The organism is Kluyvera fluvialis (assembly GCF_059725275.1).
Genome location: NZ_AP046142.1, coordinates 2,203,522 through 2,229,289, shown reverse-complemented (window position 1 = coordinate 2,229,289; position 25,768 = coordinate 2,203,522). Strand labels below are relative to the sequence as shown.

The following is a 25,768-nucleotide window of genomic DNA, read 5'->3' as shown; positions in this document are numbered from 1 at the left end:
TTGGCGATTGTTTAAACAGATTATTTGCTTTACTGTTAAGTAAATAATCTGTTTACGGAGCCTTCCATGCTGGCCAGATTCTTTGTTGAACGCCCGGTATTCGCGGCTGTCATCGCCATTTGCATTATGGCGGCGGGCGTGTTGGCGCTGTTGACACAATCGGTAGAGCAATACCCCGATATCGCGCCACCCGGCGTGAATATCACCGCTAATTATCCCGGTGCTGCCGCCAAAACCGTTGAAGACAGCGTCACGCAAGTCATTGAACAACAGATTAAAGGTATCGATGGGCTGCTCTATTTCTCGTCCACCAGCAGTTCAGCCGGTCAGGCTCGTATCAGCCTGAGCTTTGCGCAGGAAACCGACCCCGATATTGCACAGGTTCAGGTTCAGAATGCGGTTAATCAGGCCATTACACGTTTGCCGCAGGAAGTTCAGCAGCAAGGTATCACCGTGACCAAATCACAGGGAGACAGCCTGATGGTCGTGGCGCTCTATGACACCTCGCGGCAACTCGACAATATTGATATCAATGACTTTCTGGTCAGTAACTTACAAGACTCTCTGAGCCGAGTCGATGGCGTGGGAGAAACCACCGTGTTTGGCGCGCAATACGCGATGCGCATATGGTTAGACCCGAACAAGTTAAATAACGTTGGGCTGATGCCCTCGGATATCCAAAGCGCGATTGAAGCGCAAAATGCACAAGTCACCAGCGGGGAAATTGGCTCCCAACCGGCGAGAGCGAATCAGTATTTGAACGCCACCGTAACGGTACAGTCACGCCTTGAAACCCCAGAACAGTTCGAGAATATTCTCCTGCGCACCAATAGCGACGGCTCTGCGGTGTACCTACGCGATGTAGCGAGAGTGGAAATTGGGGCCGAAAACTATCAGAACGTGACCACCCTGAACGGTTATCCGGCGGCGGGAATCTCCATCCAATTGGCCTCAGGAGCCAATGCATTAAAAACGGCGGAAAATATTCGCACCGAAATAGAACGGCTAACGCCCCAGTTCCCGTCAGGCCTGGTGGCGGCCTATCCCAGAGACAGCACCCCTTTTGTCCTCGTCTCGATTGAAGGGGTGATTGACACCTTGATCGAGGCCATTTTACTGGTCGTGGTGGTGATGTTCCTGTTTTTACAAAACTGGCGAGCGACGCTGATTCCCGCCATCACTGTTCCCGTTGTCTTACTCGGCACGTTCGCGATATTGAGCGTGCTGGGCTACAACCTCAACACACTGACACTGTTTGCAATGGTGCTGGCAATTGGGCTTTTGGTGGATGATGCCATTGTGGTGGTCGAAAACGTCGAGCGCATTATGGCAACCGAACGCTGTAGCCCGGTCGAGGCCACGCTACGGTCGATGAATGAAATCACCAGTGCGCTGGTGGGGATTACGCTGGTGCTGTCTGCGGTGTTCATCCCAATGGCGTTTCTTGGCGGCTCAGTCGGTATTATTTATCGGCAATTCACCGCAACAATTGTTTCGTCGATGGTGCTGTCAGCGCTGGTGGCGCTAACGCTCACTCCGGCACTTTGCGCGCATCTGCTCAAGCCAGTTCCGCATCGGCAAGGCCGCTTTTTTACCGCGATGAATCAAGGCATTGAGAAAAGCCAAAACGCCTACCTCACGCTTTTGCAACGCAGCATCGCCCGCCCGGTGCGTCTGTATCTGCTCGCATTAATGCTTATCATATTGACCGTCTGGATTTACCTCAAACTGCCAACTAGCTTTTTGCCGGAGGAAGATCAAGGCTCGGTGATGGTGCAGTTTACCCTGCCCGTCGGCTCACCGCTGACGCAAACGCAGGCCGTGGGCGATGAAATCACCCGCTATTTTCGCCAGCAAGAAAGCGACAACCTGAACGTAATTTTTATGGTGATGGGGCGCAACAACGCGGGCAGCGGGCAAAACGTGGGCATGGCCTTCGCCGAGCTAAAACATTGGGATCAGCGTCGCAATACAGCTAACAGCGCGCGATCAATTATCGCCAGGGCTAACCAGCATTTTAAAAACCATCCGTTAGCGTCTATCAATGTCACCGCACCGCCCACAGTGCGCGGGTTAGGCCAATCAAATGGCTTTGAAGTCTGGTTGCAGGATCAAAGTGCAAACGGGTATGACGCATTGCTGAACACGCAACGAGAGGTGCTAAGCCTGGCGGCAGACGACGCCAGACTTTCCGCCGTCAGGATTAACAGCCTGGAAGAAAAAGCCCAGCTCCAGGTCGATATCGACCGGCAAAAAGCGCAGGCTCAGGGGCTTGAACAGGCCGATATCAACAGCACGCTGTCAGCCGCCAGGGGAGGCGTTTACATCAATGACTTTATCGATCGTGGCCGGGTAAAACGGGTATATATGCAAAGCGATACCGACTGGCGAACCGCGCCAGAGGATATTTCCGCCTGGTATGTCCGAGGAAGTCACGATGACATGGCCTCTTTCAGCAGCTTTAGCTCCGTGCGCTGGACAACCGGCCCGCAAATGCTGCAACGCTTTAATGGCCTTTCCGCCGTCCAGTTTCAGGGCAACGCCGCCGAAGGCGTCAGCTCCGGTTCTGCCATGAACATTATGGAAGAGATGCTGGCACAATTTCCCGGTTTCGGCTCTCAATGGAGCGGCCTGTCGTACCAGGAACATTCATCTGGCGGACAAACCTTGTGGATTTACCTCGCCACCAGCGTGTTTATCTTCCTGTGCCTTGCCGCGCTGTATGAAAGCTGGGCCATTCCGCTGGCGGTATTATTGATTATCCCACTCGCCGTTTCCGGCGCTATTTTTGCGACCTGGATAAGCGGATTAACCAACGATATTTACTTCCAGGTGGGCATGTTAACCACCATGGGGTTATCCGCCAAAAACGCCATCCTGATAGTCGAATTTGCCCACTCGCAATACCTAAGCGGAAAACAGATTGTTGCGGCAACGCTTGAAGGGGCAAGTTTGCGTTTACGCCCTATCATTATGACCTCACTGGCATTTGTTGCAGGGGTGATACCTCTGGTACTCTCTTCTGGGGCCGGTGCTGCCAGCCGCCAGGAGATTGGGATTGCCGTTATCGGCGGCATGATTACCGGCACGCTATTAACGCTTATTTTTGTGCCTCTGTTGTTTATTGTTATCTGCCGGGGCGCGAAAAGAATGGCGCATGTCTCGCTTAACGGTGAAAAGGAAAAAGTGAATGAGTAAGCCATTAGGTCGCCCAATGAAAGCCCGCCCACGGATCCTGGAAGCCGCGCGCGCCCTTTTTCTGGAGCACGGTCTGGACGTATCGCTGCATGTAATTGCCGAAAAAGCGAACACCACCCGCCCCACGCTCTATAGCCATTTCCCCGGCGGGAAAGACCAACTACTGGTTGAAACCTTCAGCTTTCTCAACGATCAACTGCAATTACCGTTACAACAGTTAATTAACGATAAGCAGCATGATTTACCAGCGCTGCTGCACGGTATTGCGAAAATGATCCAGCGCTATTTTTTCTCGCCAGAAAATATCCACTTTCAACGCCTGCTTATCCAGGTGTTAGTCCAGCGTCCTGAAATATTTTCAAGTCTCGCACAACGCCCGACGGGCAGGATCCGCGACACGCTTACCCAGGTGCTGGCGCAATGCCATGCCGAAGGCAAAATTCAGTTAGACGATGCCCATCTACAGTCAACGGCATTCCTGGGGGCGATTATGGGTTATCCCCTTCCCGCTGCGCTGATAGGCCAAACGCCGGTCGATCAAGACTGGCTGGATACGCTCGCACAATCGGCTATCGATGTGTTTCTCAGGGCATGGCGGTATCACTAAACCCATTCAGCGTTTCTTCCCGCCGATAGCCCAGCGTATAATGCGGCTTCATTTATTGCTGTGGCTGATGATATGAATCTCAATCGTTTTTGTTATTTACTGCTGATCCTCGCGGCGATCGGCAGCATTTTTACGCCGCATCCTTTGGTTGCGTGGTTTTTGCTGGCCAATATTCTGACTCTGGTGATTTACGGCGCAGACAAAATGGCGGCGCGGAAGGCCTGGCGCAGAGTGCCAGAATTGACATTACTGGCGTTTGGTGTGGTCGGCGGCTGGCCTGGCGCGATTATGGGTCAACAGTTGTTTCGCCATAAAACACAAAAACAGCCGTTCAAAACCTATTTCATCCTCAGTGTCATCATCAGCGTTTCAGTGATGGCGGCGGTTTACTACGCCATCCCTGTCCTCCTGACTGAACATCGATGAAATAATGTCGTTTAAGCAATAGCTCAAAATCGGCGAATATTGCGCAATACACCGTCGGTAAGCATTCGGCGGGTTATCTCATTTCAAATGCGCTTATCTAAAGTGACGCTATGAGCTATTTGTCACTCGCTGAATCGGCATGGTTAAGGGATTTTTTCGTATCCAGATTACCCAGCTTATTTCCCCAAAACATCATGATGCTCAGGCTAACAATAAAAGTCGGTATAACCTGATTCTTTTTATGGATAAGAAGTACATTCCCCCAATCGCGTAACGCCATTTACAAGCAGCGCAACTTTCTACCCTGCGCCGCAAATTATTTAAGCTAATAATGATGAATTACCCGTTACATGAACGGGGGGCGAAATCATCACCTTGCCCGAAATATGATTCTTTGTTAAATTAGCCACATAAGCGTCAAATACATTGAGTATTACACGGACGTGATTTATACAATAATGAGTGATGGAGCTAAAATGAAGTATGCGTTTGCACTAATGTTAAGTATGGTATTGTCAGGCTGTACCGCAAATGATTGGGTAGATGCGGCAAGTGGGATAATGCAGGCTAAAGACCAACAAGACAAAGACGCAAGAAATAAGCGTATTAAAGAAGCCAACAGAGCCGCAGGCTACTGATATCTAAATGATTCATACATCCCTCTTCTTGTTTTTATCAACAGAAGAGGAATGGTATTCTAAGCAAAATTACTGACCAAAGACTCCCTTAGCTCTCGCCTGTTGGCAGGAGATATAGCCAAAATGTTTTCGCTTTCCATTCTTATCGAACGCCACATAAAAAGGCATCGTCTCTTCACCTTTTCTTAGCGTGTAGTTAATGCAAGTCCCATTGATTTCGGGAACATTAATCTCACTATCTGGTTTGCCACCCGCAGCAATAACCGAAGGTTTAGTCGCATCAGACGCATAGGCCGCTTGTACCAGAGGGTCATTATCAAACTTAATAAAACTGAAACTACAGGCACTTAATAAAGGAACAATTAAAATGGGTGTATAGCGCATTGCATATCCTTGCAGAGAATATAATTACCTGAGAAACAAAATGATCAGGTCGATTTCACCTGCCCGTCAAATTTCCCTCAAAAAGATTATAAGAACATCATGGGGGAAGTACAATTACCGGCCTTATAGTCACTGTGTTTAATAACGCTTTGTTGATCGGCCTGCGCCATGCCAGAAGCGGAGATTAATATCAGTATGCCCGGACATACGTAAAAGTCTCGCCTTTGATAGTAAAATCATTTTATCAATACAGCCCAATAATAAGTCAGGCTTAATTTCGGATATCATTTTTCATATCCGTATAAATTGATCCTACCCGACAAATATTCACCTAAATAGACTTCACTGACTTTACTGAAGCCTTGCTTGGCAATTTCCCCTTCTAACCAATCATTGTCTTTGTTAAGGATTTCTAGCAGGTCATGATTAGCTAACCCATCTACTATAATAGGATAGCGAATATTCTCATCACCACTTTGGATAATAGTCAACTGCCCGTTCTGCTCGAGAACGACGCGTTTTAGTTGTTCCACTTCATAAATGCCATTTGCTCTTAATTTAAACATCAAATCATTGGCAGAGACACCATTTCGTAAACACTCTTTAACATTGACGCTACCATTATGTACCAAAGTAATAGGTTTGCCATCAATAATTCGTTTAACGAAGCGATTATTCTCTTTTAAAAACTTGAGAACAAAAACAAGAAAAGTCCAGATAATTAACACGAGTACAAATTGTAGTACTGTTATCGACTCATTGTAAATCACCCCACCGATAATCCCGCCTAACACATAGTTTTGAACCTGATCCATAGCGGATGAAGGGGCCAAATTACCTTTTCCCATGAGATTTATTTGGATAATCAAACACAGTATCCCTAGCCCCAATTTTATAATAATAGGTGTATAAATAATCATGTATTCCTCATTTCTTGATGATTTCTATTTCGGGGTTTACTAATGAGACCGCGACTAAGCTATAAGTTTTTTGATCCGCACTTAAGTTAACACGGTAATAGAGATCATTAATTTTAACGATGATACCATCCGATAATTGTACTGAACTGGAAAAGATAGAATTTATGCTCACCTCTTTTTCTTTCGATAACAACCTCACAAAATTAACCATTTGCGATGATTGTGAGTGTATATTTTGGCTATCCGTATAATCTGCATACTGAACGCCTGAGATAAAGAGTAAAAATAAAAAGGCGATTATCGTTAAATCCCGATATTTAGTTTGCAGGCGATGGCGCATATACAGGCTAAAAACAACGATCAGGACAAACAAAGTGCTAAATATAACGATGTATTTTAAATAATCATTTATATTAGACTGCATTTGCAGATAATCTATTCCATAAAATCTCATACAAGCATAATTCCTGTGTTTTTAAGAACCCAATCCTTATTATAGTGACACACTGTCATTTTTCACCCTAATGTTACACAATGGTTAATAATTATCCATTATCAACTGGCATTTGTCATGGCTTTTTTAAGTGGAGGTAGAGATAAGAAGTATGAATTATCGCTATGTTAGGTCAGATAGCTAAAAAAGCAGGGTTCGCCAGGATGGCGATACTTGCCATTATGCGCAGTGCGACATAAATGGAGGATTGTGAGGATAATCGGCGGTGATTATCGACACCGCCCGGCACAGAGAAGTTTGGCTAAGGCAGGCTAAGTTACTCGGTAAAGTTACGCGGTAAAGTTGATAATAAAATCTTGCAAGTCATCGGCTGTTATCGGCGCAGAAATATAATGCCCCTGATAATACGTGATACCGGATTCACGCAGGATCTTCATTTTTTCGATACTGTCCACGCCTTCCGCGATGCAATGGCGGTTGGTCAGCTTGCAGTAATATGAAAGGCTTTTCACCAACGCTAACGCGTCTTCATCCTGACTCAGCACATTAACGATGCTCATATCGATTTTGTAGCCATTAAACTGAAATTTTCTCACCGGGAAAATCACGCTATTAGCCGAAAAACAGTCATCAAGCACGATGTTAAACTGCTGGCTTTGCAAATGAATCAAGTTGCGAATGGATTGTTCATTTTGGTAGAGATCGTTGCGCTCGCCGATCTCCAACACGAATTGCTTCACCCACTCCGGCGAATGTAGCTGTTTTTTCGCGGTGTTTAGCATTCTCATCAGCCCTTCATTATCAATCGTGCTGGACTCAATATTGATAGAGAAGAAGTATTTGCCTTCATACAGATTAATATAGCTTACCGCTTTCTGGATGAGGAAGGCCGTAAGGATAATCCACACATAAGTAGAATGTAATTTAGGTAGAAATTCGGCTGGCTTTAACACCTGACCTTTGCTATACCAGCGGAGCAGTATCTCAAAACCCTGGAGTTCGTTAGTGTCTTTGATAATTGGCTGGAAAACAACGAACAATTCATTGCAATATAAGGCATGTGCAAACTCTCTCTCAAATGAAGAAAGTTTATTCAACATAATCATATCTCCTGTAGCCACGTCTGGCTTTTCACGGATACTTGAAAACAAAAATGGCACGACTGCGGCCATTTTCTTTATGCCGGACAAACGCTGATTATAAAGCGTTTTTTTGCTCACCCCCAGAGATGCGGCCTGCTCTGTAATATCAGAACCATAAAAAGAGTCCGCCATTACCTGCATTTCCTTTTTGGATAATCCGTCTTTTTTATTCTTACATGGCATATCTTGGTATTTACCTAAAAAATAATTCTCTGCCATAGCAACCTGTTTGATATAGGGGCAGAGTTTTCGTTCCGGTAGTAATAACTCGGATAGTTTATCGCATGGAAGGTCTGATGGTGCGATATGAATAGCAGAGCGCGATAATTTACCTTTGGTCACCTGAGACATTATCACACTCCACAACCAGGATGACGGGATCCGGCTAACGATGAGAAGCCAAAACATTTCACTGGAATTATTTAATAGTGAGATCAAATATCTCAGCGTTGATAGCATTCCGTATGGCTCTGTGGGGACAAAAGCGACAACTCGCTCATCTCGCTCAACGTTGAGATTATTCATATCAGCATGATTTTCAACATTGAGCACTACCACATCACTGTTATCATCTAACATGGCGAGTAGCCCATGAGTGGCAAAGTTACAAGGGGATAAAATATAATCAACTTGTCTCATCTGGTCATGACTTATATTTTCAGACAACATCCTTGCCTCACTAACCTTATGTAAATCAATTTTATTTATTCACACTAAAAGCGAACAATCGGAAATTTCCTTGATAGTATTAAATCACCTACGCATGGCCGACAAAATAAAACAACAATTTATTGACAAAATAAACCTTTAAAAAACACAATGCAGACATTGTTTATTCATGCGCGGCGTAAAATTAAATTTTATTTAATAAATATTCGAAAACCTAAACATATTTATTTTATGCACAGCTAGCCATACCCAAAAGTGAGTAATGATGATATTTACAGCCCCATGTTTTATGGATCACACAAAAAAATAGTAGAGGTCAGATGACTACAACCATGGAAATTGCCTTCCCGGCAACGACAGATACCTCATCAATAGCCTACTAACCTCAACTACGCGGTGCATATCCATGCATCACCTCAAACATTGCAACATAGTTAAGCGCTTGTATTCATTGATGTTACTTCTCCACATTATGAGCAACAATTAGAAAATAACAAATTTTATAGTGGTATTCACACGTTTTAGGATTTTTCCCAAAGGACAATTTTCCGCCTCGCTTTTTTGGGAAGAATCCGAATTTATGTAAAAAAATTGAAAAGATTAAAGTTATAGAGAAGTTGGACTTATCATAAATCTTGTTAACGCAAGGTGCTTAATTTTATTTTACCATCAAGCACTGACAGACAGCGTTGTTTATTCATTAAACAGAAACGTCAGTTTTAACCTGGGGATACCGTAGAAAGGGAGAGCCACCATCGCAGACAACAAAAACCGCAAGATAAATACATAGCCCTCTATATTACAGGTATCCAATCACCTGTAAAACACAACATCATGTCATTTACAGCAATTAACCTGCTGTAAGCCAACGCAATATACGGCCATAAATATAGGAAGTATCATGAATATTAAACTTCTGGCGTTCTCATTAGCAGCTATTTCAACTTCAGCCTTTGCTGTCTCTGACAACACCGTACAGTTTCGTGGTGAAGTAAACTCACAAACCTGCTCAGTAAATATTAACGGTAATCCTACTGCGCCTATCGTATTATTACCGGCGGTATCTACAGATAACCTAAAAACGGCAAAATCAACTGCCGGTGATACTAAATTCACGGTAAACGTCACGGGCTGTAGCTCAGCTTCCGCCGCAACCATTAAGACCGTTTTCGCCGGTAGTAATATCACCAGCGAAGGTAATCTGGGGAACACTGGTACGGCAGCTAATGTTTCAATTCAGATTCTCGATAGCGACGGTTCAACGGCATTGAAATTTATTAATGGTGCTACCGTACAAACCACGTCATTTGACAAAGTATCAAGTGAAACCACCGCCTCACAAGAGCTGACCGCCCGATACTTCGCCGAAACAGCCAGCGTCGGCGCGGGTACGGTTATTGCCTCGGCTCAGTACTCTATTGCTTACCAGTAAATCTATCGGCACATAGCAATATGTGCCGTAGAGGAAGGCTAAGATGAATAAAAAAATACTCTACACCCTCCCTTTTCTATTTACAGCGGTTCTGCCGCCGGTAAATGCCAGCGTGGTGATGCAAGGCAACCGTGTTGTTTACGATGCCCAGACATCGCAAAAAGCCATTAAGTTTACTAACACCGATAACTTTCCTTATATCGTGCAGACATGGGTTTCGACAACCGAAGATGGGAAGATATCGAATAACGACAGCCTCCCATTTGCCATTTCTCCAGCTATTTTCAGAATGCAGCCGAAGCAGGATCAGGTTATCAACCTGCTTTATACTGATGCGCAAAAGAAAATCGATAAAGAACAAATTTATTATTTGCACTTCACCCAAGTGCCTTCTGTTTTATCCACCGAACGCGATAAGAATAAACTGGTTCTGATTGTTAATAGCGTCGTGAAGATTTTTTTACGCCCCACGGACGCCGCTATCCCCCACGACAAAATGTTTGATTTTATTCACTATCAGGTCACAAAAGAGGCCTCTGGCTGCCGTTTAGTCATTAGCAATCAATCACCGTACTATTTGAATAGCATTCAGCTCTCGACAACGTTCGGCTCAGCCAAAAAAGAGTCCGTCATGCAGATGATGGCGCCAGAGTCGTCATTCTCTGCCCACACGGCCTGTGCGAGCACAAAAGAGAAACGCGACATCAATATAAGCTATATCAATGACTACGGCGTCGTGCAAAAACAATCGATTCAAGAGAAGTGACCGACATAGATGGAACGTGTGTCAAAAATAACCTTATTAATCATTCTAACGTACCCACTATCGTTTGCCGTTGATGCTGATAGCGATACACCAGGCAAAAATGATAATGACTATGTTTTTGACATCACCCTTCTGAAAGGAAGCGCCCTGCCCGTTGATGATGTGGTTAACTATTTGTCGAATGATAAAGTTAAACCGGGACGTTACTCTATGGACGTCCAGCTCAATGGCCTGTATCTATTTCACGATGACGTAATATTCAAGGAGCAAAAAGGCGACAGCGCTCCATGTTTTTCAGCAGAACAGCTCGCGCAGTTGCCTTTAAAAAACAAAATATCCCTTAGCGGTTCAGAGGCCTGTATTTTTCTCAGTGAGGTATTGCCTAAGGCCTCTGCCGTGGCTGACATGCGAAAAATGCTAGTCGAAATCAGCCTGCCTGAAATTGAACTCAAAAAAAATCCCAGAGGCTACGTCGAGCCAGAGAACCTCACCAGCGGTGAGACGATGTTTCTCTCTAACTACAGCGTTAACCAATATTACTCGCGCTTTAACTCCTCCAGCGCGAGCAGTTATCAATCCACGTGGGTTGGGCTTAATAATGCCATCAATTTTGGTGAGTGGCAGTTTCGCCACCAGGGTTCTTGGACGCACAGCAATCCGGGAAGAACCCTTTGGACAACTAACCGCGCCTACGCACAAAGGGCTATTATCCCACTTAAAAGTAATATGATGATTGGCGATAGTTACTCGACGACCAATCTCTTTTCCGGTATTGCTTTTCGCGGTATTTCGCTGAATTCTGACGACCGTATGCTGCCGCAATCTCAGCAAGGCTATGCGCCGGTTATTCGTGGTGTCGCTAAAAGTAATGCCAAAGTCACCGTTAGTCAGGGAAAGGCCATTATTTATGAAAACACCGTGCCGCCGGGAATGTTTGAGATTAACGATCTCTATCCGGTTTCGTATTCCGGTGATTTAAGTGTGGTAATAAAAGAGGCTGATGGCACTGTCAATACGTTTACCGTGCCCTATGCAGCAGGCCCTGAATCGGTACGCCCAGGCATGTTTAAATATTCGACTATTGTCGGGCAATCACGCTACGTCGGAGAACACGACCCTTTCGCTGAATTAACCTTGCAGTACGGGGTAAACAACCGTATTACCGCGAATATGGCAAGCCGTATCGCCGAAGGCTATTTATCTGGCGTTATCGGTACGGTTTATTCATCTGAACTCGGTGCGTTTGGCCTCGACTCCACCTTTTCACAATCTCATTTACCGAACGGCAACCAAACCGGTTGGATGTTCCATGCCAGCTACAGTAAGCGCATTGTCCCAACTAACACCACGATTGCTATTGCGGGCTATCGCTATTCTACTGCCGGATATCGTGACCTTTCGGACGTACTGGGGATTCGTAAAGCCTGGGATGAAAATAACCCTGACTGGACATCCACGACCTTAAATCAGTCATCACGTTTTGAAGTTTCAGTCACTCAGGATCTCGACATGCTGGGCAGTATCTGGCTATCAGGATCGTCTCAAGCCTATCGCGACGGCAGAAGTAATGATCGCCAATATCAGTTCGGTTACAACAAGCAGTTCGCCAATGGCGTCACGATTAACGCTTCTATTGCGCGCACCCGATACAGTGAGTCACTGCATACCACCGCAGATGAAACCATTGGCTACGATAACTACATCAATAACTATTATGCTAATAACCAACAAACGCTCACCTCAATATCGGTATCAATTCCTTTTGGGCTTAACCGCCAAAGCATGATGAGTAATACCTATACGCAACAAAATGGCGTGGGTTCTTCACTGCAATCCACGTTATCAGGCGTAACGGATACCCAGCAGCCAATCAGTTATGGCCTCACCTATTCCCGTGATTATGCGCACAACAATTCTGTGGGCGGCACATTACAGACCTCGACCTCAATAGGCTCGGTTCAGGGCACACTGTCTCATGCCAAAAGTTATTCTCAAGGCTCGGCGGGGTTACAAGGCGCCGTGGTTATCCATAAAGACGGTGTGACGGCCGGACCTTATCTCGGTGACACCTTTGCTTTAATTGAGGCTAAAGGCGCTAACGGAGCCAAAATATCAGGCAGCCAAAATACCGTTGTCGATAGATTTGGTTTTGCCTTAACGCCGTCGATCGCCCCTTATCAGTACAATAATATTGCCCTTGATTCCTCAAACATCAATACCAACGCCGAAGTGGTATCCGGCAGCCAGCGTATCGCACCGATTGCTGGAGCTATGGTGCGGGTTAAATTCAGCGTCATACACGGCTACCCAATGCTAATCAACATCGGTTATCAGGGGGATATCCCGATTGGGGCCAGTGTTTACAACCAGGATAATAAACCGGTAGGCACGGTTGGCCAGAATAATCAGGCCTGGGTTCGCAATGACAAACTGGCAGATAACTTAATTGTAAAATGGGGGCGCAATCAATCCTGCACTCTGCATTACCGTATTCCAGACTCACAACAAGATGCCACGATTATAAAAACACAGGGAGAATGTAATTAATGACCTATCCAAAGCCCTATGTCTTATTCTGGATGTTCATTTTCATCTTATTTTCTGTCGGCCAGGCGCAGGCGACATGTACCCGCAAATCCGCAATTGACGCAGGGTGCGATAGCTGCGGCGTCGGTATTGGGCTGGGTAATGTCAATATCACCAGTGCCTATTTACAACCCGTCGGCGCGCCATTGGGAAGCTCCATTTTTAGTATCACTACCGCAGCAAAATACAGCAGCAGCGGCGCGGGTGATTTAGTGTTATATGAGTGCGATGCCTCTGATGCGGGCAATATTTATGAGATGTTCGCCACCAACGGTGATGATCGAGTGGGTGGTTTTTACGATCTGGGTACGACAGACGGTAATCCTGATTATTATGCCACCTATTTCCCCTATGTTGGGCTAAAACTTACCCATATAAATTCTGGGCTACCGATTACCCGATTTTGGCAGCAGTCCCCCATTACCCACTACGCAACGGTCGGTAATAAAATACAGATACGGGTGAAAGATTTTAGCGCAATACGCGCCGACCTGATTAAAATCAGTACCCTGCCCGGCGCAGGCAGAAGCTATTATTGTGGAGCCTACAGCTCCAGCAACCCTTATGCCGGAATGGCCTCGCCAACAGGAACCTCAAGCTATAGCTGCACGCAACCGAATGCCTATGTCACGTTTAAAGGCCCTGGTATTTCGACCGATCCTGTTGGTTCAGACTCGGCTTATAATTATGCCACCTGGGGCACTGGCCGCTGGATAGCCATGGGGATGGGAACATCGCCTATTTCAACCCTCACCCATGCCGCCACCTGTGTGGCCCGTAATGTTACGCCGTTGGTTTTATTGCCGACAATTAGCATCCAGTCACTGGATAATGGCGGCGTATCACAATCTAATTTTACGGTGTCTATCGAATGCGATAATGCGGTCGTCTCTGGTGTTTCTTCAGGTGGAACGGCATTAGGATTACAGGTTCCCTACGAGAGTTTTTTAGCGGCTAAAAATCTGGGGCTGGTTAATGCATCCGGTGGCGTAAGTTATTTATTATCCGATGGCTATGGCACGGACCCCACTATTGCCACCGGCGTTGGTATCGCACTGAGTAATACCACCACGGGTAGCGCCATGAATTTTCTCGGCTGGGGAGGATGCACCGCTACGGCCTGCCCGGGCGGTAACAATGTAGGATGGTATTCCGTGCTGAGCGGTGCGGCATCCGCCGGTAGTTCGGCAAGCGGCTATACCCATTATAATACCGTGCTTACCGCGACACTGAAAAAAATACCGGGGCAAACGGTCACCGCCGGGAAGGTCAGCGCGAAAGCCTATGTTTGGGTAAGGGTTCAATAATGTTTAAATACTCTTTTTTGCTTATACTGCTGGTCGCGCTAAGCAGCCCTGCGGGCATGTTAGTGGATAAGACACGAGTCATTTTTAATGCCGGTGAAAACACTCAAGGCATGACTATTATGAACGTTAATGATTATCCCTCGTTCGTTCAGCTATGGGTGGATTTTGGCGAGGTGGATAATTTTAAACAGAGCGCAGAAGCCCCGTTTATACTTATCCCGCCTATTTTTAACTTACGCAGTAATGGAATTAAATCGATCAAACTGATTTATAATGGCACTCCCCTGCCGACTGACCGAGAAAGCCTGTACTGGATTAATATTTATGAAGTCCCGGCGATTAAGCAAACACTCACTAAAGAGCAGTATCTTCTGATGTCGATGAAAACCCAAATCAAATTGATTTATCGTCCGGCACAATTAACCACCGGTGTGAGCCTGGCCGGCCAGGCAGTAGTTTGTTCAATTAAACCGGACAACCGGGGGCAATTAGTTTGCCGTAATAATACGGGCTATTATTTATCGTATAACAAGATTGATGTTGTTTTTGATAACCAGCAATATAAAGCGACCCGCAACCTTGATTTAATGATTGCCCCGTTCTCAGAAAGCTCTTTTTCGCTGACAAAAATACCCCAACCGCCGTCTGAGGCAGGAAACCGGCTGATCTTTAACCTGATTAACGACCAGGGCGAGATAGAAAATATCGTTAAAAAGTTCTGAACTGCATCGTAAGCGCCAGGATCCATGCACTTCTCTGGTTCCTGGCGCTTAATACCGCGCAGAGTGCGCCAGCACGCAAAAAGAATAAATACCCCCGCCAGCGCTTAAGTACACCGAGCGGATGCCGCTTTACCATTAGGATCAATTAATTAATCCTATGGAAACGTTATGAAAAAATGGCTCACTGGCATCATCGCCGCGATCTTACTCACAGGCTGTGCGCAGCAGACTTTTACCGTCAATAGCGGTGTTGCACTTACCCCACGTCAGACACAGACTCAGCACTTCTTCTTCAATGGGATTGCGCAGCAAAAAAGCCTGGATGCCGCCGCCGTCTGTGGCAGCACCGAGAAGGTCGCAAAAGTTGAGGTTGAGCAAACCGCGCTTAATGGCCTGGTATCCGCCGTCACGTTTGGCATTTATAGCCCGCGCGAAGCACGCGTTTACTGCCTCAACTAACCGTTTAGCGCGTCGCACCTAGACACAGGTGTGACGCCACGGCCCCCGTGGACAAGGCTGCAAAATAGCGTGAACCTGAGCCGGATAGAGCGTGTACATCGCCCCATTGAACGGGTCAACCACTAACCAGCCCGGCGCTCCCAGGAACAGCAGGTTGCCGAAGGTATACCAGCCGTTGACCCTCGATTCTAGCGGAACCAGCAGCGGGTAATGGTTTTCATGGGTAAATGTTGCGGTATAGGTGAGCTGGCCAAAATAGCTGTTGTCGGCCTTCGGTAGCGTGACGTACTGCGGCGTGGTTCCGCGAGCCTGCACCATTCCGTGATTGTCAGAGATGACAAAATTCGCACCGCTTGGGTTACTTTCGAGATACAGGGTTTGCGACTGCTCCCCCACAATAGTGGCGCAACCGCTTAACAGCAGCGATGCCAACACCAGTAACACTATTTTTGCCATTTTCTTCTTTCCGTTAAGACCCTTTCCTCCTTCAAAGCGGCACGTATAACGGCAATATTAAATGAGGCGACGGGAAAGATGTGCCCTTCACCGCGCGGTAGCCGCCACCGGCTTTCCGCTGCGGCGTCAAACGCCATCGCTTAACATGGCGTTTTTACTTTGCATCTTATTATTTGAATTTTTTGAAGAAGTTGCCGATTTTGCTGCCCGCAGGAGCCGCAGGAGCCGCTGGCACATTGGCCGACGCAGTCCAGGGGTCATAGCGCGCATCAATTTCTTCACGCAGCGATCGGAGCATTGATCTATAGCGCAGCCAAAAACTATCAACATCCCGCAGTTCAGGGTCAAACTTATTTAATTCACCAATAAAATCATTCACTTTGAACATCACGGTATGCCAGCACGCTTTGATGACATTATCGTATTGTTCGCCGGTGAAATTATTTTTTTCACATAGCTGATCAAAATGAACGCTTAGCGAAGCAATAAAATCGACCAGTTGTTCTAAATCACGAAAAAGTTTACTAAGCGTATGAATAGCATAGGCTTTATAGCCTTCTGTTGTTTCATCCATCGTGCGTAACACGGTGTAGATTTTCGCGTCCTGAATAGCATAATCTTTATAAGATACGCAGTTGCCGCTTTCGATGGCGTTAATACCGTCAGCGTAGAGTGGGCTGGCGCCTTTGAGGAGAAACTTGAATATCGAGGCGTTACACCAGTAATCCCCTTTGCCATCTTGCAGTAGGAAATCGTCGCCATCAGCCAGGCTTTGTAACATTACTTCAGAGGCTAGTTGATGCGATGTTTTTGAATTGGCATCATACATATCAGGGAATTGATTAATGTATGAATTGGGATCCGCTAAATCTAACCGATGTTTCGCTTCATTAAATATGCGATGAAGTTCCGAAACATTAAATAAGCCGTGTTGATTTGATTCAAAGGTAACGCTTTTGTTGCTTTCTCTTAACGAGTTAACTTTTACGTTAATCAGAAGTTGCATGATGACAGAAATCCATACGCGAATAATCAATAAATTGTATGCTTCACATATAATCATGTCAAATTATATATTAATATAACTAATGATTGATGAGATATTATTTAAAACAGGATAATAAAACAGAACAGAAATAGACTTTAAAATAAAACAGAAGAAAGGACGGCAGCGAATGGGCTACCGTTTTTATATCAGAAACTCACCACAACAGGGTTATTCTGGCTCAAATTTTGCGGGGTACGGATCTTGCGTTACGCCATCCGTATCTGGCTGACGTAGCCATTTTTTCCAGCCTTGTGAGCTTTCCTGAAGATCGATTTCACTATCAAAGCCCTGCGGCTCACAGCTATCCAGCTTATCTTCAACACTGTGCTTGTGGCGAATAAACGATGCCAATTGATCCTGGTCGAACGTCCCTTCCAGGTAGGGATAGTTAATCCGCATTTCGGCTTCATCCTCGGTCTGCAATAAGCGGTTAATCCGCCCAAACAGCCTGTCAACACGGCCATTACGTTGCTCGTTATCGCCAGGTGTCCAGGCAATACCATAATGATGAACCTGGTGGCACTGTAAATGCAGATTCACCCCTTCCTGCATCACCGACGTGGCGACCAACACATTAGGGTAGAAAGGTGAGTTAAAACCGTAAATCAGGCGTTCACGGTTTTCAGACTGCCCGCTGGCATACCAGCCAGGATTGCCCAAACCGGTGAGCCAACGCCAGCTCACGTCGCGGTTATCCAGCGGTTGTCCGACAATTTTCACGCACAACGTTTCGAAGGTTTCAATGGCAGCAACAAAGTAGCGGAACATCAAAGAGCCCGCTAATTTTGGCGCAACCCATTCAGTAAACTGCTGATAAAACGGCTGGGCGGTATGCTCTTTTCCGCCATCTTTTAACTCATTTTTGAACTCAACGAACCAGCAATAAAGTTCAACCATGACCGGGCTGGCAAACAGGTATCCCGTGCGCAGATAGTTGGCGAAATTATCAATAATCGCCATGCCGTTTGGCATTTCTCGCCATGCCAGCAACTGCTGTTTCGCCTCTGGCGGCAGGCTATCAAACATCAGCCCCCAGGCGGTTGGTAACGGATGAGCATAGTTCTCGCATTTTTGGGTTGGTTCTGCCATTAAACGGGCATCACGAGCGGCATCACTATAACTGTCACGGTTACCAGACACTTTGCGGTAATAATAGTGATAGCCCCCTTTCACGCCGTCCTGCGCAGGCTCAAGGAACAGAGAGAATATATTTTCAGGGCGGCGAAAACGCAGGCTGACGTTGGCGCAGTCAGTACGGCGTAAGCCATTTTTTCGAACCACGAACAGATCGGCAATCTGACTGGAAAGTTTCGATTCGTTTTTTATATCAGTTTCACCAATATCCTCATCATCCAGTTCCTCATTTTCGAGCCGTCCTTGCTGTTTTCTCTGCAACAAAGCGACAATGTATTCTCGTGACCAATTATCGCCTTGCCATACCTGGCGTTCTTCAGGCGTTAATTGCCACGCATCCATCAGCTTTTCTGCCATCATGGCGTCGTAACGGGCATTGATACGCTGGGTAATTTCACGCACTGACGGAATACGGCGAACAAAGACCAGATGTTTATCGTCGTGCAGAGGCCGTGAGTCGAAAGGGTCACCCTTTATACAAGCGTTCACCAGGGCATCATATTTGGGATGATCGGGGAAGCATTTATAAATATCATGATATTGGCGAGTTAATTGATTCAACACCGAAGAGTCTGGGGCGGAATTAAAATCGTTATGGATTTTTTCGTTGTCATCATCCGAACTATTCTGCTCGCTAAGCGAACTCCCGGTAGACTCGAACCCTTCAAGATAGCCATACAGCATTCGCCGGTCACCGCCAGATTTAGCCTCTTTATCCAACTGCATCACCAGCTTTTTTTGGTATAACGCAAAGAATAACTCGGCATTCAGTTGCCCGGCAAAACCCGAACCGCTGGCCTGCTCGTGACGATACTGATACTTACTGCGGCTACCCCCACGGCTTTGCATTTTACGTAATCGTCGAATGGCGAAGTCACTCATTAAAGCCCGAACGTCATCTTCGGCGTATTTCTTCGGCAACTGTTTAAAATAACTCAAAATATCGTACATATTGCGCGACGATGAATGGTTAGGTGTTGCCGTTAAAAGCAGAACATTTTTTGCCAAACGGTCTCCGTTATCGCCAAAGAACGCCTCTGCGGCGGCGGCACGCTGAGAGCCACTACGGTTACGGAAATAATGTGCTTCATCAATAATGATCAGATCAAAGCCGACATTGCCCAGCGCTTGCTTTATTTGACGCCGGAACCGAGCGCCATAGTTGCGCGCCATTTTCTGAGCCTCTGTCTTTTCATCCTGCGGAACTAAACCACTTAATGAGTGGATCGTCGTGAGGTAAAAATGGTGTTCTTTCTTTGCGACAGCCGCCGCTAAATCACTCAATTTGCTGTGAGTTTGCGGACTATATTTAGCCTTGCCCTTCTCAGAGGTAAACGGGTTATCCGCCGCCCGATAGTGTTCCTTTGTGAAGTTCGCAAACTCATTTTCCCAGTTCTTACACAGCGTCTTATTGGGCGCCATGACTAAAATACGGGCATTGGGCTTTCGCAACCAGTGCAGCAGCATGACGCCTACCGCCTGATAGGTTTTCCCCATGCCGACTTCATCGGCAAGGAGCGCTAAACGCTGCGTATTCAGTAAGTTCCACAGCCCGGCGACACCTTCGGCTTGCTTCGCTGCCATGCTGGTTTCGCCGGGCTGATAGTGCCAGGTCTCTTGCGTGACATCGAAATTCATCATCGCGGAAACATCGATGGGCGTGATGCTTTTATTGATTTTATTCCCCATATTCACAAGCCTCCCGAATAGCCGCGAGATAATTCAGACTCTTTATATCATCCGTTAATGCAGGAACCTTCACCTGAAGCGACGCCCACTGGTGAGCCGCCACAGAGAGACTCTCAGCCCCTTTTTCACGTCTGACTCGGTTCACTCTTTTTCTGGCCAACGCCGCCAGGCTGTTCACTTCCTGCGCGAGGAACCAATTAAAAACCGACTCCGGGGCTTGTTCGGTGCGTTCTCTGGCGATTTCTGCCAGCTCCAGTAAACACCCTGGCGCGCTAAATAAAGCGCGATACAGCGGGTTACCCTCGCTCATCGCCGTAAATTCATTGCGACGCTGTTGCGTTGCTTTAAACAGGCGGAAATAGCTGGTCGCCTCCGGCATCGCCAAATCGTCAACCGTCTCCCCTTCGGCCTGGGATTCGTCTTGCCCCAGCGCACTACGCAGCACCAGGCGATCGCTATCGGCGGCGTTCACACCATTCAAATAGCTATTGAGCAGATCATCCAGGCTGGCAAAACTTAGCGCCCGACGGAATTTAACGCCCGTTTCGTTGATCATGCCTTGCCAGTCGGCTACGCCCGCTTTACGCAAGGTATAGAAGGGGTTATCCAGCAACGCATCACTGCGGGAACAGACTAGCGGAGGGCTTTTTATCAGTCCGTTGCCCTTTTTCTGCCACACCAGTTCAAACGGTTCCGTTACTCCTGGCAGAATCAACTGATAACCCGCTTCAGGTTTTGCGTTAACACACCGACCGGTAATGCGATATTCACCGTTAGCCCAATCAAAAACGACGGCAAGGTCGAACGGAGGCAGTTCACCCGGCTGTAGCGCCTCTTCTTCCAGCAGTGTATCGCTGGCAAAATCTGCTTCGCTCACCGCCTGCCACGCCTTGCCACAAATCTCAACGCCTGATGAAACGGGATGCACGATACCGGCTTCAACATTCCAGTTATTCTCTGGCAGGCTACTGCATCCCGGGCCGGTAAAATTCCACGATCCCACCGCCAGTTGTCGGCTGTGTGAATTTTTTGCCAGCCAAATTTTGGCATGGGTCATTAATGCGCGATCGTCTTTCGGCGCTGGCGAGTGATGCAACATCAACGTTTGGTCATCGAGCAGCGCTTGCAGACTCGCATTCCAGCGGGTGCGCAGGTAGCGCCCTGACACGAGGTCAGGAACCAGTTTTACCCGGACATCCGTGCCGAGTTTGCCGATAAGCCCGGCTAAATCGCCCGCCAGATAAGGGGACCAGACGCTGAGCGTTTCCAGCTCACCGCCATCCTGTAATGCGTCTAATAAGGTTGGCCGCGACAGGCTATGGATAAATGACCACGCTGTATCGTCGTCATCTGAGTAATATTTAGGGTATGCGGGGAATTCATCGCGCAGGCTTTCATCAATGGCGGTAAAAAATTGCTTAGCCTGCTGAAATTGCGCCCTGGTGGCAATCCAGCGGAAATCAACGGCTTCCTGGTTGCGCCCCCAACCGCTTAGCGTAAGGTTCGCGCTCCCTGCACCGAGAATTATCTTGCGGTTTTTCCCTTCGAGATAAAACACTTTAGGGTGGAACAAGCCGTTTTGCGTATCAAGATACACGTCCTCTTGCGGCGTCATATTGCGTAGCGACACGGGGTAAACCGCAATCGACGTCCGTTTCGGCTTCTCTTTGGCTATCATGCGTGGGTCGCAGAAAATACGAAAATCGATGCCGCTTTCGCTAAGTTCGTGCTGTAAGCCTTCATAATCCATTCGGCTAACGGGAGCATCCATCCCCAATACCGCAGGCAGCACCCAGGTTTCCACAAAAGAGATATCAAGATTAAAGGTGGTCAGCCACACTCGCTTTAGCTCGCCGATTTCTTCGAGCTGTAATCTGAAATTCTCTAAAAGCGTCATGCGGTAGTCCCCCAAAGTCCTTTGAGCAAATGTCTAAACTGGGGCAGATAGTAGTGATTCACCCAATCATCATTTTGCCGTTTCTCGTCGAACGTCTGTGGCGGGATATGCAAAACAATGTTCTCCCCCTCCAACACCAGCCACGGGAACTGCCCGCGAGCCTCCATCAAATCGCGATGGTAGGCCAACAAACCCTGCACTTGTTGTTCTAGCGTCGGCGCGCTGGCTAACACGAGTAACCGCTGGAAACGCCACGCCGGTGTCCCCGATAGCGAAGACAGTAGTGCATTATTTTGCTGAATTTGTGCCGCCAACTGCGGCAAATGCTGGCTATTAAGGCCGCGCGCCTGCCAAAACTGGCCAAACGCCGAGAGCGTCTGGCTGCTTTGCCGACGCAGGCCGGAAAACATCAGATCAATCAATGATAAAAAAGGCTCGGCGTGGCGAATATGCTGTAACGTTATCAGTGCGTCACCGTTGATCTCAGGCCTCTTTTTCGCCTGACGCTCCGCCAGTTTGAACACCTCTGATGGGGAGTAATACACCTCATCGCCCCGCTGGCGTTCTTGTTCCAGCACGTGATAAATCGCCCCTGCGGCATTTTTATTAAGCCCCGTCATGCGCAGCCAAAAATCACAGGCATAATCACCGACCATTTTCGGATCGCGGAAGGCGTTGACATAGGCTTTTTTGAGCGCAGGAGAGATCTCTTTGAACAACGGATTCAACCCGCGTTTCCCCGAGACTTGCATCAGTGATTGCAAGTAATTCAATGCTTCTGCACGCAACTTTTTCAGCACCGGGGTACGTTTAATAAAGGCTTCTGCGTCCTGCCAGACTGCTTTATTTTTCGGTAAGTCGTAGCGGTAGTCGGTTGAGAAAAAGCCCATATTCATCATCGGTGATTTATAGCGGCCATTGGTTCCTAAGGCGAGCTGGTTTCTCAATAGCTCACTATGATGGTCATGACCAAAACACAGCACCGGATTGTTCTCTCCGGGTATCCATTTTGGCCGGGCTTTATTGATGCCCTGCACCCCCGTCAACTCCACGCCTTTTTTTTCTTCCGCCAGCATAGAATAAATATAAATATTCTCCATGTGGATTAAGCAAGCGGCTCTGAACTCCGGTAGCTGTTTTTTGCCATAACGGCTTTTCATCGCTCCGGCTGTTTGCTGGTTATCATCAGCCAATAGCTGGCGCATCACACTGTGATGCAACAGGTTTAGCGTGTACTGCCGAACATCGTTAGCAATAGAGGTAATGCGACTATTGAAGATATGCTGCCCCCAGGACGACCAGATAACTAACTGCCCTAGCGGATCTATCTTCGAATCGGCGCTTAACGAATCATCGTAAGCGGTTAGAAATTGTTCTATATACATTGCGTTACAAAAACCTTATTGCTATCCACGCCTCTGTTTTGCACCGCACTTTACAATACCGGGAAATTAAATCGAGTTTCTTTTTACTCATTATCGGTATTATTAATTTGTCTGTGCCGGACAGCACAGAACGATCGTCTACATAATCCGCAATAGCCATAAAAATATCGTTAATCCACGCTAAGCAAAGATAATGTCAGGCGGCAATACTTTATTCCCCCACAATGCGCTGTAATATTATTTGCTCAGAAAATACGCATAATGCAGTGATGTACATTATTTCTTAACGTTATTATTTGGAATGGATTGATGTTAACTATTCGTTCACTAAAACCGTGAGAGAGTGGCTACCCTGACAGGTAGCCACACGCGCTAGGCAATTTCATGGCCCGGGATGCGGAAGCTACGCAGATCCGAGTCATAACTCGCGACTAATCCCTGCCAGCTTGCAATCACAGACTGCAAATGCGCTTCAACATACGCACACTCACCCGCCTGCTCGTAACAGCGTTGCTCATAGGGAACCAACGCATTAAATTGCAGCTTACGCCAGTTTTCACCATCATAAATGCTGGCGAGATAGTAGCCCGAGTACCCCCAATTGGTGTGCCGACCGGCACGCGCCATTCTTCCCGCTCGATCGTCTTTGCGGTAAATGCGGATAGTCCCTGCCTGGGTATGTACGGCATTAAAGATTGTCTGTCCTGTGATAACGATTTGCGTCGGTTTATTGCTCATAACGGCTCCTTACTGATTGAATTAATTGGTATAGTCAAACTAAACCACTCACTCAGATTCGTCTGCCGTAAAATAAGGGTAAGCCATGTTTGTTCCATTCAATATGCTGGAAATCGTTAGTGGGTTATACGATAGCCTTGATGTCGCTCAGAAATGCCCCCGCAATACTAAACTGGCCTACAAGGATCATCGGGCGCTACCAAGACACCAGCAAGCGTATAGCGATATGACCCCGCTGTTACTGTCATTCGTGGCAGGCGATGACGCTGTTGTGTTGAGAAATTACCTCGCCAATGCCCAGCATTTTTTCTGTCATCTTAATGAAGCCCCTTATGAAACCGAGCTATCGCCTGATGCGGCGTTAAACGTTTACTGGGAATGCCTTTTTGCTCCCATGTTAGCGACCCTGCTTTTTACATTCCGCCATGATGAAACCCAGCCTACGCCAATTAATCATATTGGCAGGTTACTTCTCACATGGGAAAGCAGTAAAACCCCTGGTGAACGTGCTCGATGGGTCAAGGAGGCGATAAAACAACAATATGAAATCAAAGCCCCATTATTTACACAGCAGGTCAACGATATTCGTGGTGATAGCGTGCAAAGCCGAGAAACAATAAAAAATAATCTTGCCATTCTGCACGGAGAAATAAATCATTTACCTGTCGAAGAACAAAAAGAGATATTGCTGCGGGTATCCGCCGTTTATCATGCTGCCATGATCATCAGACGGCTAGAAGATAATGGAAACGATGCCTATTTAATGTTGGTCAGAGAACAGCTATCCCAATTACATCATGACGACATCACGGAACTACTGGCCCTGCATCTTGAAATTAGCCAAATAATGGTCGCCAACCATAACGATACCCTTTTCCAGTGGGGAGGAAGTGAGCTTATTACACGTCTTGATGATTTTATTTTTTCTTCACTGGAACCGAGCTATCCTGGCGTTATCGACGTTATCAAAAGCCAATATAACGACCCCGCCTGGCCTGATGAAGGCTCATTAACCGTTTTATTATGTCTGCATGCAGATGACCTTCTGAACAGTACCCCGCTCACTGTCGCGCTCACCCATTACTGGATCATGTATCAATATGTTGATCAGGGGAAATTTGATGACGCCTATCAACATTGTTTAACTGTTGAAGAGCTGGCTAAGTCCGTGCATTTAGGTCGATTTAACTCCTATAACCTACTGCATAAAGTGGTTCTTTACTGGGCAATTAATGGGAAAATGCAGCACGGACAGTTTTCAGAAGATATCACTAAAATCATTATGACACTCCCTGATGAATTGGATTTCATCGCGACAATCAACCCTAAGGTTCAGCAATTAGTGGCCAGTTTTGATGATGAAGAATTGATGATGGTGCGGTTGTTCCGTCTCTTCAATCAGCGCCATAGACATAATACCGTGAGCCCGTTTAAAAAACTGGCTGAATTAATTCATGCGGCGTTAGAAACATGTGCAGACAATGAGTTACCCATCACCGAGTTACTGCCCGTGTTTAAAAAGAAAATTGACAAAAATATCCTCCGCACACCCCAGGCGCTCCCCTTCAGTAAACGCCTCTCTCTGAGTGAGAGTCTGGACATCGCCGTTGATCTTTATGCTTTGGTAAATATCCACGCACCCTATGAATTCTTCGAGTTTGAAAAATCCCCACGCTGTAAGGCATTGATCCTCGCGGCCATCGAATAGTCG

Annotated in this window: 21 protein-coding genes; 11 read left to right on the top strand and 10 right to left on the bottom strand. The window is 46.9% G+C overall.

Features of this window, described 5'->3' with window-relative positions; translation table 11 throughout:
• Positions 1-66 precede the first annotated feature (66 nt).
• The 4 genes from AC6I4B_RS10735 (at position 67) to AC6I4B_RS10720 (ending at position 4,869) form a co-directional block, all read left to right on the top strand.
• The gene (locus AC6I4B_RS10735; RefSeq protein WP_497771564.1) at positions 67-3,198 is read left to right on the top strand and encodes a multidrug efflux RND transporter permease subunit; all 3,132 of its coding nucleotides are present in this window, start codon (positions 67-69) and stop codon (positions 3,196-3,198) included.
• The gene (locus AC6I4B_RS10730) at positions 3,191-3,805 is read left to right on the top strand and encodes a TetR/AcrR family transcriptional regulator (protein WP_497771563.1); all 615 of its coding nucleotides are present in this window, start codon (positions 3,191-3,193) and stop codon (positions 3,803-3,805) included. The genes AC6I4B_RS10735 and AC6I4B_RS10730 overlap by 8 nt, the downstream gene beginning before the upstream one ends.
• A 72-nt stretch (positions 3,806-3,877) precedes the next feature.
• Positions 3,878-4,231 carry a DUF1294 domain-containing protein gene (locus AC6I4B_RS10725; protein ID WP_497771562.1) on the top strand — a complete coding sequence of 118 codons (354 nt, stop codon included), beginning with the start codon at positions 3,878-3,880 and terminating at the stop codon, positions 4,229-4,231.
• Positions 4,232-4,689: 458 nt separating this feature from the next.
• Positions 4,690-4,869, top strand: a complete 180-nt coding sequence (locus AC6I4B_RS10720; RefSeq protein ID WP_497771561.1) for a hypothetical protein — start codon at positions 4,690-4,692, stop codon at positions 4,867-4,869.
• 69 nt (positions 4,870-4,938) lie between these two features.
• On the opposite strand, the gene AC6I4B_RS10715 is transcribed toward AC6I4B_RS10720, so the two are convergent.
• From AC6I4B_RS10715 to AC6I4B_RS10700, 4 genes are all read right to left on the bottom strand, one after another.
• Positions 4,939-5,253: a hypothetical protein gene (locus AC6I4B_RS10715; protein ID WP_497771559.1), complete on the bottom strand. Its 315-nt coding sequence runs from the start codon at positions 5,251-5,253 to the stop codon at positions 4,939-4,941.
• Between the two features lie 284 nt (positions 5,254-5,537).
• Complete coding sequence (locus AC6I4B_RS10710) at positions 5,538-6,173, bottom strand: DUF421 domain-containing protein (protein WP_497771558.1); 636 nt, start codon at positions 6,171-6,173, stop codon at positions 5,538-5,540.
• Between the two features lie 7 nt (positions 6,174-6,180).
• Positions 6,181-6,627 carry a DUF3290 domain-containing protein gene (locus tag AC6I4B_RS10705; protein WP_497771556.1) on the bottom strand — a complete coding sequence of 149 codons (447 nt, stop codon included), beginning with the start codon at positions 6,625-6,627 and terminating at the stop codon, positions 6,181-6,183.
• Between the two features lie 329 nt (positions 6,628-6,956).
• Positions 6,957-8,438, bottom strand: coding sequence for an EAL domain-containing protein (locus AC6I4B_RS10700; RefSeq protein WP_497771554.1), 1,482 nt, complete (start codon positions 8,436-8,438; stop codon positions 6,957-6,959).
• A 901-nt stretch (positions 8,439-9,339) separates the two neighbouring features.
• Between AC6I4B_RS10700 and AC6I4B_RS10695 the strand changes: the two genes are divergently transcribed.
• From AC6I4B_RS10695 to AC6I4B_RS10670, 6 genes are all read left to right on the top strand, one after another.
• Positions 9,340-9,870 carry a fimbrial protein gene (locus tag AC6I4B_RS10695; protein ID WP_497771553.1) on the top strand — a complete coding sequence of 177 codons (531 nt, stop codon included), beginning with the start codon at positions 9,340-9,342 and terminating at the stop codon, positions 9,868-9,870.
• Positions 9,871-9,913: 43 nt separating this feature from the next.
• Positions 9,914-10,636: a fimbrial biogenesis chaperone gene (locus AC6I4B_RS10690; RefSeq protein WP_497771551.1), complete on the top strand. Its 723-nt coding sequence runs from the start codon at positions 9,914-9,916 to the stop codon at positions 10,634-10,636.
• A gap of 18 nt (positions 10,637-10,654) precedes the next feature.
• Positions 10,655-13,183: a fimbria/pilus outer membrane usher protein gene (locus AC6I4B_RS10685; protein ID WP_497771549.1), complete on the top strand. Its 2,529-nt coding sequence runs from the start codon at positions 10,655-10,657 to the stop codon at positions 13,181-13,183.
• Positions 13,183-14,529: a fimbrial protein gene (locus tag AC6I4B_RS10680; protein WP_497771548.1), complete on the top strand. Its 1,347-nt coding sequence runs from the start codon at positions 13,183-13,185 to the stop codon at positions 14,527-14,529. Before AC6I4B_RS10685 ends, AC6I4B_RS10680 begins: the two co-directional genes overlap by 1 nt.
• A gap of 56 nt (positions 14,530-14,585) precedes the next feature.
• Positions 14,586-15,251, top strand: a complete 666-nt coding sequence (locus tag AC6I4B_RS10675; RefSeq protein ID WP_497771546.1) for a fimbrial biogenesis chaperone — start codon at positions 14,586-14,588, stop codon at positions 15,249-15,251.
• 168 nt (positions 15,252-15,419) lie between these two features.
• Positions 15,420-15,710 carry a Bor family protein gene (locus tag AC6I4B_RS10670; RefSeq protein ID WP_497771545.1) on the top strand — a complete coding sequence of 97 codons (291 nt, stop codon included), beginning with the start codon at positions 15,420-15,422 and terminating at the stop codon, positions 15,708-15,710.
• An 18-nt stretch (positions 15,711-15,728) separates the two neighbouring features.
• Here the strand turns inward: AC6I4B_RS10670 and AC6I4B_RS10665 are convergent, their stop codons facing one another.
• The 6 genes from AC6I4B_RS10665 to AC6I4B_RS10640 form a co-directional block, all read right to left on the bottom strand.
• Entirely contained in the window at positions 15,729-16,166 is a 438-nt protein-coding gene (locus tag AC6I4B_RS10665; RefSeq protein ID WP_497771543.1) for a hypothetical protein, read from the bottom strand.
• 169 nt (positions 16,167-16,335) lie between these two features.
• Positions 16,336-17,172: a hypothetical protein gene (locus AC6I4B_RS10660; protein WP_497771541.1), complete on the bottom strand. Its 837-nt coding sequence runs from the start codon at positions 17,170-17,172 to the stop codon at positions 16,336-16,338.
• Positions 17,173-17,382: 210 nt separating this feature from the next.
• Positions 17,383-20,037 (bottom strand): helicase C-terminal domain-containing protein, encoded by a 2,655-nt coding sequence (locus AC6I4B_RS10655; RefSeq protein WP_497771540.1) that lies wholly within the window; start codon positions 20,035-20,037, stop codon positions 17,383-17,385.
• Positions 20,027-21,934 (bottom strand): hypothetical protein, encoded by a 1,908-nt coding sequence (locus AC6I4B_RS10650; protein WP_497771538.1) that lies wholly within the window; start codon positions 21,932-21,934, stop codon positions 20,027-20,029. The genes AC6I4B_RS10655 and AC6I4B_RS10650 overlap by 11 nt, the downstream gene beginning before the upstream one ends.
• Positions 21,931-23,319, bottom strand: coding sequence for a hypothetical protein (locus AC6I4B_RS10645; protein WP_497771537.1), 1,389 nt, complete (start codon positions 23,317-23,319; stop codon positions 21,931-21,933). The genes AC6I4B_RS10650 and AC6I4B_RS10645 overlap by 4 nt, the downstream gene beginning before the upstream one ends.
• A gap of 372 nt (positions 23,320-23,691) precedes the next feature.
• Positions 23,692-24,057 carry a hypothetical protein gene (locus AC6I4B_RS10640; protein WP_497771535.1) on the bottom strand — a complete coding sequence of 122 codons (366 nt, stop codon included), beginning with the start codon at positions 24,055-24,057 and terminating at the stop codon, positions 23,692-23,694.
• An 85-nt stretch (positions 24,058-24,142) separates the two neighbouring features.
• On the opposite strand from AC6I4B_RS10640, the gene AC6I4B_RS10635 reads away from it, so the two are divergent.
• On the top strand, positions 24,143-25,765 hold the full coding sequence (locus tag AC6I4B_RS10635; protein ID WP_497771533.1) for a hypothetical protein: 1,623 nt from the start codon (positions 24,143-24,145) through the stop codon (positions 25,763-25,765).
• Positions 25,766-25,768 lie beyond the last annotated feature (3 nt).

What these genes read in the sequence shown, in the direction of transcription:
- AC6I4B_RS10660 (WP_497771541.1), bottom strand. Translation starts at nt 17,172, where the DNA reads ATGCAACTTCTGATTAACGTAAAAGTTAACTCGTTAAGAGAAAGCAAC.
- AC6I4B_RS10725 (WP_497771562.1), top strand. Translation starts at nt 3,878, where the DNA reads ATGAATCTCAATCGTTTTTGTTATTTACTGCTGATCCTCGCGGCGATC.
- AC6I4B_RS10655 (WP_497771540.1), bottom strand. Translation starts at nt 20,037, where the DNA reads ATGGGGAATAAAATCAATAAAAGCATCACGCCCATCGATGTTTCCGCG.
- AC6I4B_RS10715 (WP_497771559.1), bottom strand. Translation starts at nt 5,253, where the DNA reads ATGCGCTATACACCCATTTTAATTGTTCCTTTATTAAGTGCCTGTAGT.
- AC6I4B_RS10640 (WP_497771535.1), bottom strand. Translation starts at nt 24,057, where the DNA reads ATGAGCAATAAACCGACGCAAATCGTTATCACAGGACAGACAATCTTT.
- AC6I4B_RS10700 (WP_497771554.1), bottom strand. Translation starts at nt 8,438, where the DNA reads ATGTTGTCTGAAAATATAAGTCATGACCAGATGAGACAAGTTGATTAT.
- AC6I4B_RS10710 (WP_497771558.1), bottom strand. Translation starts at nt 6,173, where the DNA reads ATGATTATTTATACACCTATTATTATAAAATTGGGGCTAGGGATACTG.
- AC6I4B_RS10735 (WP_497771564.1), top strand. Translation starts at nt 67, where the DNA reads ATGCTGGCCAGATTCTTTGTTGAACGCCCGGTATTCGCGGCTGTCATC.
- AC6I4B_RS10665 (WP_497771543.1), bottom strand. Translation starts at nt 16,166, where the DNA reads ATGGCAAAAATAGTGTTACTGGTGTTGGCATCGCTGCTGTTAAGCGGT.
- AC6I4B_RS10695 (WP_497771553.1), top strand. Translation starts at nt 9,340, where the DNA reads ATGAATATTAAACTTCTGGCGTTCTCATTAGCAGCTATTTCAACTTCA.
- AC6I4B_RS10680 (WP_497771548.1), top strand. Translation starts at nt 13,183, where the DNA reads ATGACCTATCCAAAGCCCTATGTCTTATTCTGGATGTTCATTTTCATC.
- AC6I4B_RS10720 (WP_497771561.1), top strand. Translation starts at nt 4,690, where the DNA reads ATGAGTGATGGAGCTAAAATGAAGTATGCGTTTGCACTAATGTTAAGT.
- AC6I4B_RS10730 (WP_497771563.1), top strand. Translation starts at nt 3,191, where the DNA reads ATGAGTAAGCCATTAGGTCGCCCAATGAAAGCCCGCCCACGGATCCTG.
- AC6I4B_RS10645 (WP_497771537.1), bottom strand. Translation starts at nt 23,319, where the DNA reads ATGTATATAGAACAATTTCTAACCGCTTACGATGATTCGTTAAGCGCC.
- AC6I4B_RS10650 (WP_497771538.1), bottom strand. Translation starts at nt 21,934, where the DNA reads ATGACGCTTTTAGAGAATTTCAGATTACAGCTCGAAGAAATCGGCGAG.
- AC6I4B_RS10670 (WP_497771545.1), top strand. Translation starts at nt 15,420, where the DNA reads ATGAAAAAATGGCTCACTGGCATCATCGCCGCGATCTTACTCACAGGC.
- AC6I4B_RS10690 (WP_497771551.1), top strand. Translation starts at nt 9,914, where the DNA reads ATGAATAAAAAAATACTCTACACCCTCCCTTTTCTATTTACAGCGGTT.
- AC6I4B_RS10635 (WP_497771533.1), top strand. Translation starts at nt 24,143, where the DNA reads ATGTTTGTTCCATTCAATATGCTGGAAATCGTTAGTGGGTTATACGAT.
- AC6I4B_RS10705 (WP_497771556.1), bottom strand. Translation starts at nt 6,627, where the DNA reads ATGAGATTTTATGGAATAGATTATCTGCAAATGCAGTCTAATATAAAT.
- AC6I4B_RS10675 (WP_497771546.1), top strand. Translation starts at nt 14,586, where the DNA reads ATGTTAGTGGATAAGACACGAGTCATTTTTAATGCCGGTGAAAACACT.